This is a genomic window from Ruminococcus sp. MCC718 (assembly GCF_018783905.1).
GTDB classification, from domain to species: domain Bacteria; phylum Bacillota; class Clostridia; order Lachnospirales; family Lachnospiraceae; genus Hominisplanchenecus; species Hominisplanchenecus faecis.
This window is the reverse complement of sequence record NZ_WQNP01000063.1, coordinates 1-592: the sequence shown is the minus strand read 5'-3', so window position 1 is coordinate 592 and position 592 is coordinate 1. Positions and strand designations below refer to the sequence as shown.

The following is a 592-nucleotide window of genomic DNA, read 5'->3' as shown; positions in this document are numbered from 1 at the left end:
AAATATTTTAATCTGGAAGCCTACGCCCATGAACTGGAAGAAAAAGGACGTTATGCTCTCTGCAACAACGGTATGTTCAAACTTTGACAGGTGGTATTGCTTATGGCAGAAATGAAAGTATTTGTTATCAATCTTGATGAACAGGAAAAAGATACAGGCTGTGCGTGGTTTACACTTCCCTGCAACATAGAAGCATTAAAACAATCCATTGGTTTACCGCCGGACAGTGACCGTTATCTTATCAGTGATTATGATTTTCCTTTTGAAATCCTGCAAGATACAGACCTCGACTTGCTAAATAATGTCTGCCTTGCAATTTCAGAGAGTGAAATCCCACACGAAGATATACCTGCAATTCAAAGCGAATGGTTTTCAAACCTGCAAGAGCTGGAAGCCGGACTTTGCAATATTACATACCATCGGAACTGTTCAGATATGGAAGAAACATCAGAACATTTCCTGTGTGTGCATGGCAGATTTTATGAATACAATGAGTGAAAGGAAGTGACCGTTTATGATTGATGATATGCAAGTCTATATAGCCAATCTTGGCAAGTACAATGAGGGAGAACTGGTCGGGGACTGGTTCTCT

At 40.2% G+C, this 592-nt stretch carries 2 protein-coding genes; both read left to right on the top strand.

The window, feature by feature from the left end; all coding sequences use genetic code 11:
* Positions 1–102: 102 nt before the first annotated feature.
* Entirely contained in the window at positions 103–498 is a 396-nt protein-coding gene (locus tag GPK60_RS07475; protein WP_215659189.1) for a hypothetical protein, read from the top strand.
* A gap of 19 nt (positions 499–517) precedes the next feature.
* The coding region (locus GPK60_RS07470; protein ID WP_330622214.1) for an antirestriction protein ArdA at positions 518–592 on the top strand (75 nt) is incomplete at its 3' end.